The organism is Mycobacterium sp., from assembly GCF_008709575.1.
Taxonomy (GTDB): domain Bacteria; phylum Actinomycetota; class Actinomycetes; order Mycobacteriales; family Mycobacteriaceae; genus Mycobacterium.
In genome coordinates this window covers 1-19,978 of the sequence record NZ_VYIK01000029.1, presented here as the reverse complement: position 1 = coordinate 19,978, position 19,978 = coordinate 1, and the positions used below count along the sequence as shown (strand labels likewise).

The 19,978-nt window shown below is 68.6% G+C and carries 18 protein-coding genes; 13 read left to right on the top strand and 5 right to left on the bottom strand.

All coding sequences use genetic code 11. The features are described from left to right. Positions 1-15: 15 nt before the first annotated feature. The 3 genes from F6Q13_RS08605 to F6Q13_RS08595 form a co-directional block, all read right to left on the bottom strand. A complete protein-coding gene (locus F6Q13_RS08605) occupies positions 16-2,349 on the bottom strand; it encodes an ABC transporter permease (RefSeq protein ID WP_293055125.1) in 2,334 nt (777 codons plus the stop codon). Continuing rightward, on the bottom strand, positions 2,346-3,113 hold the full coding sequence (locus tag F6Q13_RS08600) for an ABC transporter ATP-binding protein (RefSeq protein WP_293055123.1): 768 nt from the start codon (positions 3,111-3,113) through the stop codon (positions 2,346-2,348). Before F6Q13_RS08600 ends, F6Q13_RS08605 begins: the two co-directional genes overlap by 4 nt. 131 nt (positions 3,114-3,244) lie before the next feature. Further along, positions 3,245-4,372, bottom strand: a complete 1,128-nt coding sequence (locus tag F6Q13_RS08595) for an alkaline phosphatase family protein (RefSeq protein ID WP_293055121.1) — start codon at positions 4,370-4,372, stop codon at positions 3,245-3,247. Between the two features lie 74 nt (positions 4,373-4,446). On the opposite strand from F6Q13_RS08595, the gene F6Q13_RS08590 reads away from it, so the two are divergent. The 9 genes from F6Q13_RS08590 (at position 4,447) to F6Q13_RS08550 (ending at position 16,393) form a co-directional block, all read left to right on the top strand. Further along, on the top strand, positions 4,447-4,941 hold the full coding sequence (locus F6Q13_RS08590; RefSeq protein ID WP_293055149.1) for a Fur family transcriptional regulator: 495 nt from the start codon (positions 4,447-4,449) through the stop codon (positions 4,939-4,941). A 101-nt stretch (positions 4,942-5,042) separates the two neighbouring features. Continuing rightward, the gene (gene mqo, locus F6Q13_RS08585; protein ID WP_293055147.1) at positions 5,043-6,452 is read left to right on the top strand and encodes a malate dehydrogenase (quinone); all 1,410 of its coding nucleotides are present in this window, start codon (positions 5,043-5,045) and stop codon (positions 6,450-6,452) included. A gap of 94 nt (positions 6,453-6,546) precedes the next feature. Continuing rightward, entirely contained in the window at positions 6,547-7,839 is a 1,293-nt protein-coding gene (locus tag F6Q13_RS08580; protein WP_293055119.1) for a cytochrome P450, read from the top strand. 47 nt (positions 7,840-7,886) lie between these two features. Then, the gene (locus F6Q13_RS08575) at positions 7,887-9,734 is read left to right on the top strand and encodes a VWA domain-containing protein (RefSeq protein ID WP_293055117.1); all 1,848 of its coding nucleotides are present in this window, start codon (positions 7,887-7,889) and stop codon (positions 9,732-9,734) included. Positions 9,735-9,755: 21 nt separating this feature from the next. Further along, positions 9,756-10,370: a cob(I)yrinic acid a,c-diamide adenosyltransferase gene (gene cobO / locus F6Q13_RS08570; protein WP_293055115.1), complete on the top strand. Its 615-nt coding sequence runs from the start codon at positions 9,756-9,758 to the stop codon at positions 10,368-10,370. A gap of 37 nt (positions 10,371-10,407) precedes the next feature. Next, the gene (locus F6Q13_RS08565) at positions 10,408-11,781 is read left to right on the top strand and encodes a cobyrinate a,c-diamide synthase (RefSeq protein WP_293055113.1); all 1,374 of its coding nucleotides are present in this window, start codon (positions 10,408-10,410) and stop codon (positions 11,779-11,781) included. After that, a complete protein-coding gene (gene cobA, locus F6Q13_RS08560; protein ID WP_293055111.1) occupies positions 11,778-12,974 on the top strand; it encodes a uroporphyrinogen-III C-methyltransferase in 1,197 nt (398 codons plus the stop codon). Before F6Q13_RS08565 ends, cobA begins: the two co-directional genes overlap by 4 nt. A 33-nt stretch (positions 12,975-13,007) precedes the next feature. Further along, positions 13,008-14,588 (top strand): MFS transporter, encoded by a 1,581-nt coding sequence (locus tag F6Q13_RS08555; RefSeq protein ID WP_293055109.1) that lies wholly within the window; start codon positions 13,008-13,010, stop codon positions 14,586-14,588. 53 nt (positions 14,589-14,641) lie between these two features. Continuing rightward, on the top strand, positions 14,642-16,393 hold the full coding sequence (locus F6Q13_RS08550; protein ID WP_293055107.1) for a proline--tRNA ligase: 1,752 nt from the start codon (positions 14,642-14,644) through the stop codon (positions 16,391-16,393). On the opposite strand, the gene F6Q13_RS08545 is transcribed toward F6Q13_RS08550, so the two are convergent. Further along, positions 16,390-16,851, bottom strand: a complete 462-nt coding sequence (locus F6Q13_RS08545) for a ferritin-like domain-containing protein (protein ID WP_293055105.1) — start codon at positions 16,849-16,851, stop codon at positions 16,390-16,392. The genes F6Q13_RS08550 and F6Q13_RS08545 overlap by 4 nt on opposite strands. After that, a complete protein-coding gene (locus tag F6Q13_RS08540) occupies positions 16,848-17,381 on the bottom strand; it encodes a hypothetical protein (RefSeq protein WP_293055103.1) in 534 nt (177 codons plus the stop codon). Before F6Q13_RS08540 ends, F6Q13_RS08545 begins: the two co-directional genes overlap by 4 nt. Before the next feature lie 178 nt (positions 17,382-17,559). On the opposite strand from F6Q13_RS08540, the gene rimP reads away from it, so the two are divergent. From rimP to F6Q13_RS08520, 4 genes are all read left to right on the top strand, one after another. Next, positions 17,560-18,102 carry a ribosome maturation factor RimP gene (gene rimP / locus F6Q13_RS08535; RefSeq protein ID WP_293055101.1) on the top strand — a complete coding sequence of 181 codons (543 nt, stop codon included), beginning with the start codon at positions 17,560-17,562 and terminating at the stop codon, positions 18,100-18,102. After that, positions 18,099-19,142 (top strand): transcription termination factor NusA, encoded by a 1,044-nt coding sequence (gene nusA / locus F6Q13_RS08530; RefSeq protein WP_293055099.1) that lies wholly within the window; start codon positions 18,099-18,101, stop codon positions 19,140-19,142. The genes rimP and nusA overlap by 4 nt, the downstream gene beginning before the upstream one ends. Before the next feature lie 260 nt (positions 19,143-19,402). Beyond that, entirely contained in the window at positions 19,403-19,651 is a 249-nt protein-coding gene (locus tag F6Q13_RS08525; RefSeq protein ID WP_367141265.1) for a DUF448 domain-containing protein, read from the top strand. A gap of 66 nt (positions 19,652-19,717) precedes the next feature. Next, positions 19,718-19,978, top strand: a 261-nt coding sequence (locus F6Q13_RS08520; RefSeq protein WP_293055095.1) for a translation initiation factor IF-2 N-terminal domain-containing protein, incomplete at its 3' end; no start/stop codon positions are given.

The following is a 19,978-nucleotide window of genomic DNA, read 5'->3' as shown; positions in this document are numbered from 1 at the left end:
GGCCGGGCGAGGTTCTCATACGCTACGTTCTCGGGCGAGCCGTGCCACGTCGATACCGCGAACCTTGTGCAGAACGGGTATTTGGGCCAAGGCTGCGGCAACAAGGATGGCTACTGCCACCAGCACCGGTGTCGTCGGTTGCATCTCCAGGCGCATATGGTAGCCGTGAGTCTGATAGGTCGACAGCAGACGATCCGCGAGAAATATGCCGCCGAGCACACCGAACGGAACCGCGACAACGGCGAGTCCGAAGTTTTCGGCGGCGATCAATCGGGCAAGCATGCCGACACCCATGCCTTCGGCGTGGAGCGCGCCGAGTTCGCCGAGCCGTTCGGCGATGTTGGCCGACATCGCGTTGTACAACAGGGCGGCGGCCATCACGGCGGCGAAAACAAGCATGACGTCGACCAGGGTGCCGTAGAGGCTGAATGTCTTGCGCATGGTTGCTGCCAGCGCTGTCGTCGACCGGTAGGCCACCACGCCGGGCAATGCCGCGATCCGGTCGCCGACCGCGCGCTGCTCGATTCGGGGGTCCAACTTGACCAGTACGCCATTGGCCGGTAGCGGACCGGCCTGGGCACGTAGCCGGCTCATCGAGATATAGACGACCGGTGAAAACGGTTCGTCGACGAATCCCGCGACGCGCTCGGTGAGCCGAAGCCCTGATTGCGGCATCACGACGTCGACCCGGTCGCCCAACGAGACCGACAGCAGATCGCGCAGGCCGACCCCGAGCAGAACCCCATGGTCGGGTAGTCGATTCGGGCCGGATTGCGCACGAAACGAGTGCAATCGGGGTTGCGACGCCAGTGCGATCAGCTGCGTGTCATAGCGGTGGGCGCCGGCCGAGACAGTGACGCCGTAAGCGCTGTAGGGCTCGACCGCGACAACATCAGGGTCCGCGCGCAGCCTGTCCACAATCGAATCGGCCGAGCCAAAGACCACGACCTGCCCGTCTTGGTGCTCGATCTGACCAAATTGTCGGTGGACCATGCCGGGCACGGTGTCCCGCATACCGGCGAACACCATCACCAGGATCACCGAGACCGCCACGCCGATCGTCGTGAACACCGTGCGCCGACGGTTTCGCAGGACGGCCCGCAGTGTCATCCGCCACCGTGCCGGGATACGTTGCCCCACAGTAAGCCCGATGACCCGACGACGGTCCCGGCCCGGAGGTGGAGTCACCCGCATGGCGTCCGCGGGCCGCATTCGCGCTGCGGCAGTTGCCGGTGCCACTGCGGCCAGCAACGTGGCACTGACGGCGGCGCCGGCGGCGAGCACGTAGGTGAGTGGATGCGTGGACGCCAACTGCAGTGGCAGCGCAATGGCCTGCGCGTACTTCGCCGTGATCCATCGGCCCAGAACGTATCCACCGAATAATCCCGGCGGAATTCCCACTGCGGCGCAGGCAAGGCCGTATCCCAGGTAGTGCCTGCGTACGGTGCCCGCCGAGAGTCCGTTGGCCATCAGGGTTCCGATGACGGCGCGCTGCGCCGAGACGATTCGGGCGAGCAGGACATAGCTGCCCAGTACGACAGCCGCAAGGAACAGAAACGGCAAGAGGCGGGCGAGACTGCCGAACTGGACGACGTCGGTGTGCAAGGTGAAATACGAGGGCTGCTGATCGCGGGGAACGAACGACAGCCCGGCCTTGCGGGCAAGTTCGCCGCAGGCGGTGATCAGGGCGCCCGCCGCGGAGCGGTCCCGCGCATAGACAGCGATCTGTTCACTCCGGTCAGGCAGCAGTCGCTGCAATTCGTCATCGGCCAGATACACCACCGCGAAGTCTTCGGGGGTGGTGAGGATCTCTTGGCTGGAACGGGCCGGCCACAGATATTCGGCCGACAACGCTGCGCCCGAGACGGTGAAGGACTGCCAGCCTTGGCCTCCCAACAGTTCCACCGTGTCTTCGGGACGAACGTGATAGTGATCGGCAACGTGCTGCTCGATGACCACCTGCCCGACATGCGGCAGTGTGCCCGCCTGCAGGTCGAGCATCGACACGCTCGGTTGCCCGGAATCGGGTACGCCGACGGCGCGGCCGAAAACAGCGTGCCCGTTCACTCGGATGCCGACGTCGGCTTGGTGGCGAACATCGACCAGCGGTTTGCCCGGCATCGTGGCCACGGCGCCGCGCAGGCCCGCGACACCGGTTCCGGAGATGATCGCGTCGGGAAGCCGTTGGGCGGCGTAGGCCGAGTCGAAAGATTGGTCGAGATTGCGGTAGCTTTCGGTCGCGGCGACGAAGACGGCGACCCCGATCGCGACGACTGCGGCGATCGCCGTGAAGCGCCACCGCTCCCGCCACACGTCACGAAGCAGTTTGTGCCGAAGCGCGCGGCTCACCAGTCCAGCTCCGATGCGTCCACGGGTTTGTCGATCACCTCGGTCTTGGCGATCGCGCCCGAATGCAGCCAAAGGACCCGATCTGCCATCCGGGCTATCTCGGAATTGTGGGTTACCACGACGACGGTCTGCCGACTGTTCCGGGCCAAGTCGCTCAACACCGCCAAGACCTGCCGGCCGGTGACCACATCGAGGCTTCCGGTGGGCTCATCGCAGAGTAGCAGTGGCGGCTTCTTGACGATCGCCCGGGCGATCGCCACCCGCTGTTGTTGGCCTCCGGACAGTTGCGCGGGAAAGCGATCGGCCACCTCCCCCACACCCACGCGCTGTAGGGCGGCGCGACTGCGGGATCGGGCAGCCGACCCGGTGAGCTCCGCGATGAGCTCGACGTTCTCACGGGCCGTCAAGGTGGGCACGAGGTTGAAGAACTGGAACACAAAACCGACCTGCTCGCGGCGGTATCGGGTGCGTTGTTTGCGGCTGAGCTCGCCGATGTTTCGGCCGTCGACCTCGATCGTTCCCTCGGATGGCTGGTCGATTCCGCCGATAACGTTGAGCAGCGTCGTCTTTCCTGATCCCGAAGGACCCAAAAGGACCACAAATTCGCCGGTGTGGATTTCCAGATCCACTGAGCGCAAAGCAACCACCCGGGTGGGTCCGGATCCGTAGGTCTTGCCGACGCCGCTGAGGCGCAGCGCGAGTGGTCCGGTGCTGCGCGACGGCTTTATCCGGGATGCATCGCCGGGTTCCGACTTCGTGCCCATGTCCTCACTATCTATTTCGAGTTCAGCTCTTTCGAGGTAATCGGCATCGCCACCAGTCCCCGACCGTAATCCACATCCGGATTACATGCTATTGGTTCGCAAGAAAGCCGCTGAAGTTGAGGTGGGCGGGCTCAGCCCCCGACGACGATCAGCGGAATCGCCATCTCGGCCGGGCTCGCCGAACCGTGGATCCCGACAAGGCGAGCGACCTCGGGCGGCTCGTGGCCGCTGGCGAGCACCGTCGTGTCGCCGGTGCAGAGGACGACCACATCGCCGATGCGGGGCCGATGTTCGGCACGCACCGGCCCGAACCAGCCGTGGACCACGGCGTCGTCGCGGCTGCGGACCTCGGCCCGCCCGGCGAGTAGCTCGCTCCAGGTGGCCAGCACATCCGCGGTGGCCCCCGGCTCGGTATGCAAATAGCGCACCCGCGGGTCGCCGGCGATCACCCGCACCCCGGCGGCCAGCCGCGGATCGACGCCGATATCGACCCGCGCTTCCGCCGGGGCGTTCAGGCCGCCATGGTCGGCGGTGACCAGCAGCGCCGCATCCGGGGGCAATCCCTCGACCAGCCGGGTCAGCAGCTCGTCGACGTGGGCGGCCGCGGTGTGCCACTGCGGCGAGCCGATACCGAACAGATGAGCTGCGGTGTCGAGTTCGGCGGTATAGCCATAGACCAGACCCGGGGCAGCGGCCAGCTCGTCGGCCAGCCGCTGCCCGTAGTCGCGATCGATGGCGGTCGCGCAGAAATGCGCCCCGCGGTAGGCCGCCTGGGTGAGCCCGCTGCCGAGAAATGCGGCCGGCAGCAGGACCCGCGTGCAGATGCCGGCCCGGGCGAGCCGCTCGAACCAGGTCGAGACGGGTTGCCAGCGGGCCGGCGGCGGGTCGTCGCGCCAGGTGAGGTGATTGAGGACCCGATCAGAGCCAGGCATTTTGACGGTAAAGCCCAGGATTCCGTGCTCGCCCGCCAAGACACCGGTGCTCAGCGAGACCAGGCTGGTCGGAGTCGTCGACGGGAAGGCGCAGGTGAGTTCGTTCAGCCAGCCCAGTTCGCCGGCCAGCACCGATGCCAGCAGCGGGGCATCGGCAGCCAAGTGCGGAAGCAGGTGAGCGCCCATGCCGTCAACCAGCACGACAGCCACCCGGCGCACCTCGCCGATCCGCTCGCGCAAGCCGAGCGGGGATCGCCGGGCCGACGTGTCCGCTGCCCCGAGCAGCGCAGCCGCGGCGGGCAGGACGTCGCAAATCGAACCGCTCACGACGGCCAGTCTGGCAGTGTGGCCGCGGACACGTGGTCGCCGATTCGCCTCCTCAGGTGCGTGAGAGCGATGCGATGCGCGATACTGGAGTAGTGACCGGGCCATCGGTGTCCGATTCGGCAGTTGCCGAACGGATGGGCGAGCTGCTGCGCGCGCACGGGTTGCGGCGTATGGCGTCGCGGATTGCCGTGCTGGCGGTGCTCGAACCGGCGGAAAGTCACCTGTCGGTGGCCGAGATCGATCAGCGGCTGCGCGAGCACCTGCCCCCCGGCGAGCAGCCGCCCGACCTGGCGACGATCTACCGCACGGTCACGACACTGGTCGACCAGGGGGTGCTGCATGCGCTGACCCTGGACAGCGGTGTCACCACTTATGGGATGGCTGTCGATCCGCACCATCACGCCGTGTGCATCCGCTGCGGTGCGATCATCGAGGTGCCCGCTCAGCGGCTGAGTTCCGCGCTCGACCATGCGATGGCGGGCAGCTCCTTCACGTTGTCCGAGCGGGCCGGGCTGACCCTGCACGGGCTGTGCCCGCAATGCCAGCAGGAGGAGTCGTCGGCCGAGTAGCACCGGCTCGCACGACGAGCTGTCGACCCTGACGACGAAGGACTCCGGTGTCTGATCCAGCAGCCGCGAAGTCCGACGTCGTGCTGGTGGGGGCGGGCATCATGAGTGCCACGCTGGGCGCGCTGCTGCGGCGGCTGCAGCCGGACTGGTCGATCACGCTGATCGAGCGGCTCGACGGCGCGGCCGCCGAAAGCAGCGGATCGTGGAATAACTCCGGCACCGGCCACGCCGGGCTCTGCGAGCTGTTCTACACGCCCCGGCGGGCCGACGGGTCGGTCGATATCAGCAAAGCTGTGCAGGTGGGCGAGCAGTTTCAGGTCACCCGCCAATTCTGGGCCTACGCCGCGGAGAACGGCATTCTCACCGACGTGCGCAGCCTCATCAACCCGGTCCCGCACGTCAGCTTCGTGCAGGGCGCCGCGCAGGTCGACTACTTGCGTCGCCGCCATCAGGCGCTGGCCGCCAACCCGCTCTTTGCCGGAACCGAATTCATCGACGACGCCGACGAGTTCGCGCGCCGACTGCCGTTGATGGCCACCGGACGCGCGGCGTCCGAACCGCTGGCGATCACCTGGGCGGCCGACGGCACCGACGTCGACTTCGGTGCGCTGACCAGGCAATTGCTCGGCTATGGCGTGCGCAACGGCACCACCGCGCTGTTCGGTCACGAAGTGCGCGGTCTGTCCTACGACGGCTGCTGGACACTGTCCATCCACAACTTCCGGACCCGGGAAAACCGACGGCTCAAAGCCAACTTCGTCTTCGTCGGCGCCGGCGGCCAGACCCTGAGACTGTTGCAGAAGGCGGGTATCCCCGAGGTCAGAGGATTCGGTGGCTTCCCCATCGGTGGACGGTTTCTGCGCAGCGCCAGCCCCCGTGCGGTTGCCCGGCACCGCGCGAAGGTCTACGGCATGCCGGAGCCGGGGGCGCCGGCCACGACGGCGCCGCATCTGGACACTCGGGTCATCAACGGCGCCTCGTGGCTGCAGTTCGGACCTTTCGCCGGATGGTCGCCGAAATTCCTCAAACACGGCGCCGTCACCGACCTGCCGCGGTCGCTCAGGCCGGCCAACCTGCCCGCGATACTGCGCGCCGGCGCCGGCGAACGTAAGCTGGTCGACTATCTGATCCGCCAACTGCGACTATCGCCGCCCGACCGCATCGAGGCGCTGCGCCAATTCGTTCCCGCCGCACTCGAATCGGAGTGGGAACTGGTGACGGCCGGTCAGCGAGTGCAGGTGATCCGTTGGGGCGGAATCGATTTCGGCACCACGGTGCTGAGCTCCGCCGACGGCAGTATCGCCGGGCTGCTCGGCGCCTCACCGGGCGCGTCGACGGCCGTCACGGCGATGCTCGAGGTGTTGCAGCGCTGTTTCACCCAGCGGTACCCGTCGTGGTTGCCGACGCTACAGGAGATGGTGCCGTCGCTGGGCAGGAGGTTGTCCCGGGAGCCGAAATTGTTCGAGGAGCTGTGGGCCTGGGGCACCAGGGTGCTGGAACTCGATAATTGACGTGTCCCTCGGCGTCGCGTCGTCAGCTTCCGGGCAGCGGACCGACGGCTTAGACTGAACCGAATTCGCACGGCGTCCGGTCGGAGGTGACCACGTGGCCCTCGACGTGCTACCGCCCGGTCCCCGACTCCCGGCGGTCGTTCAGACCGCCGCATGGCTGATCCGCCCCTGGGATTTCATGCAGCGTTGCGCGGCTCGCTACGGCGACATGTTCACGGTGCGGCTGGCAGGCGAGGCTCCGATAGTGATGGTGTCTCATCCGGACGCGGTGAAAGAGGTCTTCACCGGGCCGCCCGAGCTGCTGCATGCCGGGGAGGTCAATCGCATCCTGGCGCCGGTGCTCGGCGCGAACTCGGTGTTGCTGCTCGACGAGGACGCACACCGAGAGCAGCGCCGACTGCTGCTGCCCCCGTTCCGGGGTAACCACCTGGCGTCCTACGCCGACACGATCACCGCAGTCGCCCACGCCGAGATCGGCCGCTGGCCGCAGGAGACGCCGATACGCCTACATCCCCGGATGCAGGCGCTGACGCTGGAGGTCATCCTGCGCACCGTGTTCGGCCTGAGCGAGGGCACACACCTTGACCGGCTGCGGGCAGAACTGCTGCGGATGCTGACCGCGGCAACCAGCATGCCGGTGTTCGTGCTGGGCGCCGTCGGGCCCCGCCGCCTCCAAGCCGCGGTTACCCATGCAGTGCTCCGTCGTGTCGACTGCTTGCTCTATGCCGAGATCGATCGGCGACGCCGGTCCGACCGCCTCGACGAGCGTGGCGACGTGTTGTCCCTGTTGCTGCGGGCCCACCACGAAGACGGCCGCCCGATGAGCGATGTCGAGATCCGCGATGAGCTGATGACCCTGCTGTTGGCCGGGCACGAAACGACGGCGACCGCGCTCGCCTGGGCCGTGGAGCGGCTGGTTCGCCACCCCGGCTACCAGGCGCGGCTGGTCGAGGAAATCCATGCGGGCCGCCACGAGTTCTGCGACGCCGTGGTCAAGGAGACGTTGCGACTGCGGCCGGTGCTGGCGGCGGTCGGCCGCAGGCTCACAGCGCCCATGAAGCTTCGCGGGGTCCGATTGCCGGCCGGAGTGACGGTAGTGCCCTCGATCTATCTGATGCATCGGCGGGCCGACGTCTACCCGGACGCGCAACGATTCCGGCCCGAGCGTTTTCTCGAGCAGCGAGCCGGGACCTATACCTGGATTCCCTTCGGCGGCGGCGTGCGGCGTTGTTTGGGCGCGGCATTCGCCGAATTTGAGATGCGCATCGTGCTCAGCACGTTGTTCGGTCGCTGCACGGTGCGGCCGACCGACGAGCGACCCGAACCGGTGCGACGGCGCACAATCACCCAGGTGCCCGGACGCGGAGCCACCGTGGTGCTGGGATAAGACAGACGGCGGCGGCGCCGTGCCCCGGCATCGGTAGGCTGCAGCTGATGGAGGGGCATGCAGCGGCCAAGCCGTACCCGTTCAGCGCGATCGTCGGTCACGACGCACTGCGGCTGGCGCTGCTGCTGTGCGCGGTGCGCCCCGCGATCGGCGGGGTACTGATCCGCGGCGAGAAGGGCACCGCGAAATCCACGGCGGTGCGCGGCATGGCGGCACTGTTGGCCGCCGCCGACGGCGCCGATGCCCGGCTGGTCGAGCTGCCGATCGGCGCCACCGAGGACCGGGTCGTCGGATCACTGGACGTGGCGCGGGTGCTGCGCGACGGCGAGCACGCGTTTTCTCCCGGACTGTTGGCCCGCGCCCACGGCGGAGTCCTCTATGTCGACGAGGTCAACCTGCTGCCCGACCATCTGGTCGACCTGCTGCTCGACGCCGCCGCGATGGGACGCGTGCACGTCGAGCGCGACGGGATTTCGCATTCCTACGACTCGAGGTTCGTGCTGATCGGGACGATGAATCCAGAAGAGGGCGAGCTGCGTCCGCAGCTGCTGGATCGCTTCGGGCTCACCGTCGAGGTGCGCGCTTCCCGCGACGTCGACGTGCGGATGCAGGTCATCCGGCAGCGGATGGCCTACGAAGCCGACCCGGACGGGTTCGCAAGCCGCTACGCCGCTGCCGACGCCGAGCTGGCCCGGCGGATCGCCGGCGCTCGTGCGCTCGTCGACCACGTGGTGCTGCCCGACGCCGAGTTGCGGCGGATCTCGGCGTTGTGCGCGGCGTTCGACGTCGACGGGATGCGCGCCGATTTGGTGGTGGCCCGCACCGCGGTCGCGCACGCCGCCTGGCGCGGTCGGGTCGCCGTCGACGAGTCCGACGTCCGGGCGGCGGCCGAGCTGGCGTTGCCGCATCGGCGCCGCCGCGACCCGTTCGACGACCCGGGTATCGATCGCGACCACCTCGCTGCGGTGTTGGCCTCGGCCGGTCACGACGGCGAAACGCCCGACGAGCCGGACCCCGACCCGCCCGGAGGCGGGCACAACGGCGATGATCGCGGGTCGCAGGGTAGGTCGCCGACAAGGCCGCAGAGTCCGAAACCCAGCGCACCGCCGTCGGCGCCGTTTCACACCCGGGCACTGACGGTGCCCGGGGTGGGTGTCGGCGCGCCGGGACGCCGTTCCCGGGCCCGCAACGCAGCCGGCGCCGTGGTGGCCGCCACCGACGACGTCGCTGCCGGTCACGGCCTGCACCTGTTCGCCACCGTGCTGGCCGCCGCCGGACACGCCGAACGGCCCGGCCGGCTTCGGCTGCGGCCCGCTGACGTGCGTCGTGCCGTGCGGGAGGGTCGGGAAGGCAACCTGGTGATCTTCGTCGTCGACGCGTCCGGGTCGATGGCGGCGCGAGATCGGATCGCCGCGGTCAGCGGTGCGACGTTGTCGCTGTTGCGCGACGCCTACCAGCGCCGCGACAAGGTCGCGGTGGTCACCTTCCACCACGACGGCGCGCAGCTGCTGCTGCCGCCGACCACCTCGGCCTACATCGCCGGGCGGCGCCTGGCCCGGTTCGACACCGGCGGCAGGACTCCGCTCGCCGAAGGTCTGCTGGCCGCCCGGGAACTGGTGCTGCGGGAGAAGGTCCGTGACCCCTCGCGGCGCCCGCTGCTGGTGGTGCTGACCGACGGGCGGGCCACTGCCGGCCCGGATCCTTTGGGCCGCAGTCGTTCCGCCGCAGCACTGCTGGTAGCCGAGGGTGTGGCCGCGGTCGTCGTGGATTGCGAGGCGACGGGTGTTCGCCTGGGGTTGGCGGCTGCGCTGGCTGACCAGCTGGGCGCCCCGGTGGTGCGGCTCGAACAGTTGCGCGCCGATCATCTGACCCGGGCCGTGCGCGCTGCAGCCTGAGGCCGCAGGAGGAAGCCGCAGATGCCACGAGGCCGTCCGCTGCAGGTTCCCGACGACGGGTTGACCACGCGGGCCCGCCGCAACACCCCGGTGCTGGCGGTGAATACCGGCCCGGGCAAAGGCAAGTCGACAGCCGCGTTCGGAATGGCTCTGCGGGCGTGGAACTGCGGCATGAGCATCGCGGTCTTCCAATTCGTCAAGAGCGCCAAATGGAAGGTCGGCGAAGAAGCGGCGTTTCGCCGGCTGGGCCGGCTGCACGACGAACACGGGGTGGGCGGCCCGGTGGAATGGCACAAAATGGGCGCCGGCTGGTCCTGGTCGCGCAAGACGGGCAGCGAGGAGGATCACGCCGCGGCGGCCGCGGCCGGCTGGGCAGAGATCGCCCGCCGGCTGGCGGTCCAGCGCCACGACTTCTACGTGCTCGACGAGTTCACCTATCCGCTGACGTGGGGCTGGATCGACGTCGAGGAGGTGGTGAGTACGCTGCTGGGTCGCCCCGGCCGCCAGCACGTGGTGATCACCGGTCGCGATGCTCCGCCGATGCTGGTCGACGCCGCCGATCTGGTCACCGAGATGACCAAGGTCAAGCACCCGATGGATGTCGGGCGCAAGGGTCAACAGGGCATCGAGTGGTGAGGACCGCCAGCAGCTGCGGCGAGCGTGCGGGGACCGGGTGAACACTCCCGGGGTCGTGATCGCCGCGCCCGCATCGGGCACCGGAAAAACCACGGTGGCCACGGGTTTGATCGGTGCCCTGCGCCGAGCCGGTCACGTCGTCGCACCGTTCAAGGTGGGCCCGGATTTCATCGACCCCGGCTATCACGCGATCGCCGCCGGACGCGTCGGCCGCAACCTCGACCCGGTGTTGGTGGGTGAGCAGCTCATCGGCCCGCTCTACCGGCACGGCGCCGCCGGTGCGGACGTCGCGGTGATCGAAGGCGTGATGGGGCTCTTCGACGGCCGCATCGACCCCGAGGGGGCCGGACCGGCGGCCGGGTCCACCGCCCGGGTGGCCGCCCTGCTGGGAACCCCGGTGGTGCTGGTGGTCGACGCCCGCGGGCAAAGTCATAGCATCGCGGCGCTGCTGCATGGGTTTTCCACGTTCGACCCGGCGATTCGCATCGCCGGGGTGGTGCTCAACCGTGTCGGCTCGGCACGGCACGAGCAGGTGCTGCGCCAGGCGTGCCGCCAGGCCGGTGTCCCGGTGCTGGGCGCCATCCCGCGAAGTGACGAAATCGAGTTACCCACAAGATATTTGGGTCTGGTAACCGCCGTGGAATACGGCCGCCGGGGGCGATGCGCGGTCGAGGCGATGACGGCCCTGGTCGCCCGCCACGTCGATGTCGCCGCGGTGTTCGCGGCCGCCGGCGGCAACCCGACTGATCCGCCATGGGATGCGTCGGCAGCGGTGGGTGTGCTCGCCGGCGATAAAGTCAGGATCGCTGTGGCCGGCGGAAAGGCGTTCAGTTTCGGCTACGCCGAACACAACGAGCTGCTGCGGGCTGCCGGGGCCGAGGTGGTCGAGTTCGATCCGCTTGCCGACACGCTGCCCGACGGCACCGACGCGGTGCTGCTGCCCGGCGGATTCCCCGAGCAATACGCCGCTGAGTTGTCCGGCAACGAGCGTGCTCGACGCCGGATCGCCGCGCTGGCCGCCGCCGGAGCGCCGGTGCATGCCGAATGCGCCGGGCTGATCTACCTGCTGGACGAGGTTGACAGCCATCCCATGTGCGGAGTGCTGGCCGGGTCGGCACGGTTCACCGCGCGTTTGACACTCGGGTACCGTGACGCCGTCGCGGTCGCCGATTCGCCGATCCACCGGGCCGGCCAGCGGGTGGTTGGCCACGAATTCCACCGCACCGCAGTGACATTCACTAAAGACTACCAACCGGCGTGGGTGTACCGGACCGACGATTCGCGTCGCGTGCACGACGGCGCGGTCCACGGCAGCGTACACGCCGCCTACCTGCATACCCATCCGGCGGCAAACCCCGACGCGGTAGCGCGTTTCGTCGCGCACGCAGCGCGCTTTAGGGTTGTTCGGTGACTGAAAGCCCCTACCTGGTCGGTTTGCGGCTCACCGGCAAGAAGGTCGTGGTGGTGGGCGGTGGCACGGTGGCCCAACGTCGGCTTCCGTTGCTGGTCGCCAGCGGAGCCGACGTGCACGTCATCACCCGCACGGCTACCCCCGCCGTCGAAGCAATGCCACGAATCACGTTGTCGCTGCGGGACTACCGCGGTGGTGACCTCGACGGAGCATGGTATGCGATCGCGGCCACCAACGATCCGCAGGTCAACGCTGCGGTGGTCGCCGAGGCCGACCAGCGGCGAATCTTCTGCGTTCGTGCCGACGTTGCCGTCGAGGGCAGCGCGGTCACGCCGGCGTCATTCGACTACGCCGGGCTGTCGGTGGGCGTGCTCGCCGGCGGTGAACACCGGCGATCGGCCGCGATCCGTTCGGCGATCCGGGAGGCGTTGCAGAGCGGCCTGGTCAGCGCCGAGAACGACGACGTGGTCGCCGGCGGTGTCGCGCTGGTCGGTGGTGGGCCCGGCGATCCGGAACTGATCACCGTCCGGGGCCGCCGGTTGCTCGCCCAGGCTGACGTCGTGGTCGCCGACCGGCTGGCTCCCCCGGAACTGCTCGCCGAACTGGCTCCGCACGTGGAGGTGATCGACGCCGCCAAGATCCCGTACGGGCGAGCCATGGCACAAGACGCCATCAACGCCGTCATGATCGACCGCGCCAAAGCCGGCAAGTTCGTCGTGCGCCTGAAAGGGGGCGACCCGTTCGTCTTCGCCCGCGGCTACGAGGAAGTGCTGGCCTGTGCCGAGGTCGGGATCCCGGTGACCGTCGTGCCGGGTGTGACCAGCGCCATAGCAGTGCCTGCGGCGGCCGGCGTTCCGGTCACCCACCGGGCCGTCAACCACGAGTTTGTGGTGGTCAGCGGGCACGTTCCGCCCGGACATCCCGAATCGTTAGTGAATTGGGACGCATTAGCAGCGATGTCGGGCACCATTGTTTTGCTGATGGCGGTCGAACGCATCGAGCAATTCAGTCAGGTCCTGGTAAAAGGCGGCCGACCTGCGGGAACGCCGGTTTTGGCAGTGCAACACGGGACCATGGACGCCCAGCGCACGGTGCGGGCGACCCTGGGCGACGCGCCGGACAAGATCCGGGCTGCAGGCATCCGACCACCGGCGATCATCGTGATCGGGGCCGTGGCGGGGTTTGGCGCTTAAACTGCTCTTAATATTACTGTAGGGTATCGCGGTATGACGGCTCTCAATGATGCAGAGCGGGCGGTCGACCCCTGGGTCACTGACCGCCCGCGGCACGCGGTTCCGACGCCCGTCAAGCAGACTGTTCCAGAACGTGCCGGCAGGTATCTGCCGGGCTGGTGGCCATCGCGCAAGTTCGTCGCCGCGGTCGTCGCGATCAGCGGCATGCAGCTGATGGCGACGATGGACGGCACCATCGCGATAGTCGCGCTTCCGAAGATTCAAAACCAGCTGGGCCTGTCCGATGCCGGGCGGAGTTGGGTGATCACCGCCTACGTGCTGACGTTCGGCGGCCTGATGCTGCTCGGTGGGCGACTCGGCGACACCATCGGACGCAAACGCACCTTCATCGCCGGTGTCGCACTGTTTACGATCGCCTCGGCGATGTGTGGGATCGCCTGGGACGAAGGCACTCTCGTGCTGGCGCGGTTGTTGCAGGGCGTGGGTGCCGCGATCGCCTCGCCGACCGGTCTGGCGCTGGTGGCGACAACGTTCCCCAAAGGGCCGTCGCGCAACGCGGCGACGGCGGTGTTCGGCGCGATGACCGGTGTCGGCTCGGTGATGGGTCTGGTAGTCGGAGGTGCGCTGACCGAACTGTCGTGGCGGCTGGCGTTTCTGGTCAACGTGCCGATCGGGCTGCTGATGATCTACCTGGCCCGCACCGTACTGCGGGAAACCGTGAAGGAGCGGATGAAGCTCGACGCCACCGGGGCCGGGCTGGCCACGCTGGCCTGTACCGCCGCGGTGTTCGCCTTCTCGATCGGACCCGAGAAGGGCTGGATTTCGACCGTCACCATCGGCTCGGGCCTGGTAGCCGTCGTCGCCTTCCTGGCGTTCGCCCTGGTCGAGCGCACCGCCGAGAACCCGATCGTGCCGTTGAACCTGTTCTTCGACCGCAACCGGCTGGCGACCTTCGCGGCCATCTTCATGGCCGGCGGGGTGATGTTCACGCTGACCGTGCTGATCGGCCTGTATGTGCAAGACATCATGGGCTACAGCGCACTGCGCGCGGGCATCGGCTTCATTCCGTTCGCCTTCGCGGTGGCCATCGGTCTGGGCGCGTCGTCGCAGTTGGTGTCGTGGTTCCCGCCGCGGGTCGTGGTGATCAGCGGCGGGCTGCTGGTCCTGGGAGCGATGCTGTACGGTTCGACGCTCAACGCCGGCATCCCGTACTTCCCCAACCTGGTGATGCCGATCGTCGTCGGCGGCATCGGCATCGGCATGATCGTCGTCCCGCTGGCGCTCTCGGCAATCGCGGGGGTCGGGGTCGACCGGATCGGTCCCACCTCGGCGATCGTGCTGATGCTGCAGAACCTGGGCGGGCCGGTCGTGCTGGCCGTGATCCAGGCCGTCATCACCTCACGCACGCTGTACCTGGGCGGCACCAACGGCCCGGTCAAATACATGAACGCCGCGCAATTGCACGCGCTGGACCACGGCTACACCTACGGGCTGCTGTGGGTGGCCGGCGTCGCCGTTCTGACCGGCGGCACGGCGCTGCTGATCGGGTACACCGCCCAGCAGGTGGCGCACGCGCAGGAGGTCAAGGAGGCCATCGACGCCGGCGAACTGTAGCCGTACCGCGGCTGCTGCGTGGCGGGAGGCCGTCACCACTAGGCTTGCCCGCTGTGATCACCCGGATGTCCGAGCTGTTCCTGCGCACGCTGCGGGACGACCCCGCCGACGCCGAGGTTCCCAGCCACAAGCTGCTGATCCGCGCCGGCTACATCCGACCGGTAGCGCCCGGCCTCTACAGCTGGCTGCCGCTCGGCCTGCGGGTGCTGCGCAAGATCGAACGGGTCGTGCGCGAGGAGATGAACGCGATCGGGGGTCAAGAAATCCTGTTCCCCGCGCTGTTGCCGCGCGGACCGTACGAAACCACCAACCGCTGGACCGAGTACGGCGACGGCATTTTCCGGCTGCACGACCGCCGCGGCAACGACTATCTGCTCGCCCCCACTCTCGAAGAGCTGGTCACGCTCACGGTCAAGGGCGAGTACAGCTCCTACAAGGACTTTCCGCTGGTGCTCTACCAGATCGCGAACAAATACCGCGACGAGGCCCGGCCGCGGGCCGGCATCCTGCGGGTCCGCGAGTTCCTGATGAAGGACTCCTACTCGTTCGACGTCGACGACGCCGGGCTGAAGGCCGCCTACCACGCGCATCGGGAGGCCTATCAGCGCATGTTCGACCGGTTGGGTGTGCGCTATGTCATCGTGTCGGCCTTGTCCGGTGCGATGGGCGGCTCGGTTTCCGAGGAATTCCTGGCCGAGAGCCCGGTCGGCGAGGACACCTTCGTGCGGTGCTTGGAGTCGGGCTATGCCGCCAACGTGGAAGCCGTGGTGACCGCCCGGCCCGAGGCGCTGCCGACCGAGGGCTTGCCCGCCCCGGTTGTCTATGACACCGGAGACACCCCCACCATCGCGACGCTGGTCGAGTGGGCCAACGGCGCCGGCCTGGGCCGCACCGTGACCGCTGCGGACACCCTGAAAAACATTGTGCTCAGGGTCCGGCGGCCGGGTGGCCGCTGGGAGCTGCTGGGTATCGGGCTGCCCGGTGACCGCGAGCTCGACGAGAAGCGGCTGGACGCGGCTCTGGATCCGGCCGACTATCGACTGCTCGACGACGACGACTTCGCTCGGTACCCCTTCCTGGTGAAGGGATACATCGGACCGAAAGCATTGCTGGACCACGGTGTGCGCTATCTGGTCGACCCGCGGGTCGTGGACGGCACCAGCTGGATCACCGGCGCCGATGCGCCCGGCCGCCACGTCGTCGGGCTGGTCGCCGGCCGGGACTTCACCGCCGACGGCACCATCGAGGCCGCCGAGGTCCGCGACGGCGATCCGTCGCCCGACGGTGCCGGTCCGCTGGTGTTGGCCCGCGGCATCGAGATCGGGCACATCTTCCAGCTGGGCCGCAAATACACCGACGCCTTCGCCGCCGATGTGCTGGGCGAGGACGGCAAGCCGGTGCGCCTGACGATGGGCTGCTACGGCGTCGGGGTGTCGCGGCTGGTGGCCGTGATCGCCGAACAGCACCACGACGAGCGCGGACTACGCTGGCCGCCCGCGGTGTCGCCGTTCGACGTGCACCTGGTGATCGCCAACAAGGATGCGAACGCTCGCGCCGGGGCGCTGACCCTGGCCGGTGACCTGGACCGGCTGGGCATCCAGGTGCTGCTCGATGACCGGCCGGCATCACCGGGGGTGAAGTTCACCGACGCCGAGCTGCTCGGGGTGCCCTGGATCGTCGTGGTCGGGCGCGGCTGGGCCAACGGCGTGGTGGAGCTGCGCGACCGGTTCAGCGGTGATATCCGCGAGTTGGCCGTCGGCACCGCGTTGGCCACCGAGATCACCGCGGCGGTGTCCGGCCACTAGTCGGCGCCCGGGAACGCCGTGCTGACCGGCCAGGTGCCCACCACACGGTTCCAGCGCGCGGTCAGGACCGCGCTCTGGGTCAGGGCCGTGACGGCGAATCCGCGGTCTTGGGGAGTCGGAGCCTGCTCGAGTACCGCCCGCCAGGCCACCGCGGTGTCGTTTTCCATGCGGGCGGCAAGCCGGGCCGCCTCGACCGGGGTGTTCACCGCCATGGGCAGCTGGTAGCCGGCGGCGGCGACCGGGACAGTGAGCGAGCGGGCCGCGAGCATCTCGATGACGCGGTCGCGTCGTTCGCGGTGTTGGCTCAGCGCCGACGACACCAGGTCGTTGACGGCGGGCGCGCAGTGCGCCGACACGATGCCGTAGCCGTAGATGACGGCGTACTCGGTGTCCAGCGCGGCACGCAGCGCGGCGTCGTACGCCGACGCGCCGGTGGGGGAGGGTTCGACGGAGGTCACGGGGTGGGCTCGGCAAAAACCAGGCCGACCGTGTAGTCGGCGGTGCAGCAGGCGGCGATGGAGCCGAGCAGCCCGGCCCGGTATCCCGACGATGTCCTCGCCAGCCGGGCCGCACTGGCTGCGGACGCCCGCAGCGAGTCGACGACATCGGACAGCGTCGGCGGGGGCCCCGGCGGGGCGCTGGGCGGTGTCGTCGTCGGACTCGTGGTCGACGCGGTCGTCGATGTTCCGGCGACCCGGTCGATTTCGGCTGCCAAGGCCTGCGCATGCCGGCCGCGTTCGGCGGCGACTTCCTGCAGCGCAGCGGCGACCGGCGGTGACTCGGCGGTGGCCGCCGCGGCGGCCTGCTCGCTGTCGTGGCGGGCCAGCTGCAACTGGTCCTGAAGTTCGTCGACGGGCGGCGGTTGTCGCGGCGGCGAACCGCACGCCGAAGCGACCAGCCCGACCACGGCGAGAGCAGCCCCGCCGGCCAGCACACCGCGCCTGCTCACCAGGATGCGCAGGGCCGCAGGTGGCACGGTCGATGACACAGCAACATCCTGCCATCCACCTCGCCATTGGCCCGAACGCGAGCGGGGCGAGTAGCCGTCACAGTCGCGACTGATACCGGAATCCTGGCGTATCGTGATTTCAGGTCCCCCGGGGAATGCCCTCTGGTCGGCGCCCGAGGACTGCCGGAGCCGGACAACTCAAGATGAGGAGCTCGCCGTGGCCACCGGGCTACCTTCGCAGACGCAGGTCATCGAGCTGCTCGATGATGAGTTCGCGCGCGCGGGTTACGAGATCGAAGACGTCGTGATCGACGCACGGGCCCGGCCGCCGCGGATCACCGTGATCGCCGACGGCGACGCCCCGCTGGATCTGGATACCGCCGCCGCGCTCTCGCGCTCGGCGTCGACGTTGCTGGACGGGGTGCAGGGCATCCGTGGCCGCTACCTGCTCGAGGTCAGCTCGCGTGGTGTCGCGCGTCCGCTGACCAGCGCGAAGCACTTCCGCCGGGCGCGGGGTCGCAAGGTTGAAGTCGTGTTGGCGGACGGCTCGCAGCTGATCGGTCGGGTGGGTGCGACCTGCGGGAGCACGGTGGCGCTGGTGGTTCGCGACGATCGGGCCCGGGATTGGACTGTGCGCACGGTCGGCCTCGACAAGATTGTGAAAGCTGTAGTGCAGGTTGAGTTTTCGCCGCCCGCGAAACGTGAGATCGAGCTGGCGACACTGGACCAGGGGATGGCGGGAACGGAGGCCGGAGCATGAACATCGATATGGCCGCGCTGCACGCGATCGAAGCCGACAAAGGCATTTCGGTCGACGTCGTGGTGGAGACCATCAAGTCGGCTCTGCTTACCGCCTACCGGCATACCGAGGGTCACCAGCAAGACGCGTACATCGACATCGACCGCAAAACCGGCGCTGTCCGGGTGATAGCCCGTGTCCTCGACGAGGAAGGCCGGGTGCTGAGCGAGTGGGACGACACCCCGGAGGGTTTCGGCAGGATCGCGGCGACTACCGCGCGCCAGGTCATCCTGCAGCGGCTGCGCGACGCCGAGAACGAACGCAACTACGGCGAGTTCTCCACCCGCGAGGGCGAGATTGTCGCGGGAGTGATTCAGCGCGACAGCCGCGCCAATGCGCGAGGCCTCGTCGTGGTCCGGCTGGGCAGCGAAACCAAGGGATCCGAAGGAGTGATTCCGGCGGCCGAACAGGTTCCCGGCGAGACGTACGAGCATGGTGACCGTTTGCGCTGCTACGTGGTAGGGGTGACCCGCGGCGCCCGCGAGCCGCTGATCACCTTGTCGCGCACCCATCCCAACCTGGTGCGCAAACTGTTCTCGCTGGAGGTCCCCGAGATCGCCGACGGCTCGGTGGAGATCGTCGCGGTGGCCCGCGAGGCCGGGCACCGCTCGAAGATCGCGGTGCGCTCGAATGTGCCCGGGCTCAACGCCAAGGGTGCCTGCATCGGCCCGATGGGCCAGCGGGTGCGCAATGTCATGAGCGAGCTGTCGGGAGAGAAGATCGACATCATCGACTACGACGAGGACCCCGCCCGCTTCGTGGCCAACGCGTTGTCGCCGGCCAAGGTGGTCTCGGTGACGGTGATCGACCAGACCGCCCGGGCGGCCCGGGTGATCGTGCCCGATTTTCAGCTGTCGCTGGCCATCGGCAAGGAAGGCCAAAACGCCCGGTTGGCCGCCCGGCTGACCGGATGGCGTATCGACATCCGCGGCGATTCTCCGGCAATGCCGGCGGCTCGGCCCGGCCAGGGCGCCAGCCACGGCCTGGCGCACGACCGGTAACGGCCGGTAGCGGCCGGTAGCGGCCTTGGTCAACCAGAGTGTCCGGGCCCGGATCAGCAGCGTGCTGTGCCGCTGACGGCAACGGCCGGGTGGTTCTGAGCGCTGCCGCGGTGACGGTAGACTAAGCCGTGATCCAGCGTGAGACTTCGGCAGCCGACACACGTCCGCATCGCCGCCCGGGCCGTTCCGGCGGACCGGTGCGGACGTGTGTCGGCTGCCGACAGCGAGAGCTGGCCGTCGAACTGCTTCGCGTGGTGGCCATGGCGACCGGGAACGGTAATGTAGCCGTGATCGTCGATACGGCCGGAAGCCTGCCGGGGCGGGGTGCATGGCTGCATCCCACCCCGCGGTGCGCACGCGCAGCGATTCGGCGGCGAGCTTTCGCTCGAGCGCTGCGCATCACCGGTCCACTGGACACATCCGCGGTGGTCGAGCACATCGACTCGCTCGACGCATCCGGCAACAGAACAGGTAGCAACGAAAATGAGCACACCGTGAAGCTCCGATGACCATGGGTCATAGCTAACCCGAGGCGCGGCCCATCCACTGCCGTCGCCTCATAGACAGGAGATGTAGTGGCAGGTAAGGCCCGCGTACACGAGTTGGCCAAGGAACTCGGTGTTACGAGCAAGGAAGTTCTCGCCCGGTTAAGCGAACAGGGCGAATTCGTCAAATCGGCGTCCTCGACGGTGGAGGCACCCGTCGCCCGCCGGCTGCGCGAATCGTTCGGCGGCGGCAAACCCGCCGCCGAGAAAGCCGCCGAGAAAGCGGCCGGCAACGGCGCACCGGCAGCCCCGGCGCCACCGATCGCCAAGCCGGCCGGCGCCGAGTCGCCC

Bases quoted from the DNA above. Each gene is read 5' to 3' on its own strand.
- F6Q13_RS08600 (WP_293055123.1), bottom strand. From the start codon at position 3,113: ATGGGCACGAAGTCGGAACCCGGCGATGCATCCCGGATAAAGCCGTCG.
- F6Q13_RS08590 (WP_293055149.1), top strand. From the start codon at position 4,447: ATGCGCGATACTGGAGTAGTGACCGGGCCATCGGTGTCCGATTCGGCA.
- mqo (WP_293055147.1), top strand. From the start codon at position 5,043: ATGAGTGCCACGCTGGGCGCGCTGCTGCGGCGGCTGCAGCCGGACTGG.
- F6Q13_RS08575 (WP_293055117.1), top strand. From the start codon at position 7,887: ATGGAGGGGCATGCAGCGGCCAAGCCGTACCCGTTCAGCGCGATCGTC.
- cobO (WP_293055115.1), top strand. From the start codon at position 9,756: ATGCCACGAGGCCGTCCGCTGCAGGTTCCCGACGACGGGTTGACCACG.
- F6Q13_RS08555 (WP_293055109.1), top strand. From the start codon at position 13,008: ATGACGGCTCTCAATGATGCAGAGCGGGCGGTCGACCCCTGGGTCACT.
- nusA (WP_293055099.1), top strand. From the start codon at position 18,099: ATGAACATCGATATGGCCGCGCTGCACGCGATCGAAGCCGACAAAGGC.
- F6Q13_RS08525 (WP_367141265.1), top strand. From the start codon at position 19,403: ATGGCGACCGGGAACGGTAATGTAGCCGTGATCGTCGATACGGCCGGA.